Below are 502 nucleotides of genomic sequence, written 5' to 3' on the forward strand. Positions count from 1 at the left end.
GCCTGGTCATCGGCCTGGCGGGAACCGGCGACAGCCTGCGCAATTCGCCTTTTACCGAACAGTCGATCCGCGCCATGCTGGAGAATCTCGGCATCGCCACCGAAGGCGGCAGCGCGCGCGCCAAGAACGTCGCCGCCGTCATCGTCACCGCCAACATGCCGCCCTTCGTGCAGTCGGGAGCCCGCATCGACATCGACGTTTCCTCGATGGGCGACGCCACCTCGCTTGCCGGCGGCACGCTGGTGATGACGCCGCTGAAGGCGGCCGATGGCGAAATCTATGCCGTCGGCCAGGGCTCGGTGATCGTCGGCGGCTTCACCGCCCAGGGCCAGGCGGAGCAATTGACGCAAGGCGTGCCGACGGCGGGCCGCGTCCCCAACGGCGCCATCGTCGAACGCGCGGTGCCGGCCGAATTCGACGATCAGGGCGTGCTGACGCTGCAACTGCGCAACCCCGACTTCTCGACCGCCATTCGCATCGCCGATGCCATCAACGATTACAC

General features: G+C 67.5%; 1 protein-coding gene. It reads left to right on the forward strand.

The features are described from left to right. A partial coding sequence (locus EN780_RS37370; RefSeq protein WP_133373005.1) for a flagellar basal body P-ring protein FlgI occupies nucleotides 1-502 on the forward strand: 502 nt, incomplete at both ends.

It is taken from the genome of Mesorhizobium sp. M4B.F.Ca.ET.089.01.1.1, from assembly GCF_004022605.1.
GTDB lineage: Bacteria > Pseudomonadota > Alphaproteobacteria > Rhizobiales > Rhizobiaceae > Mesorhizobium > Mesorhizobium abyssinicae.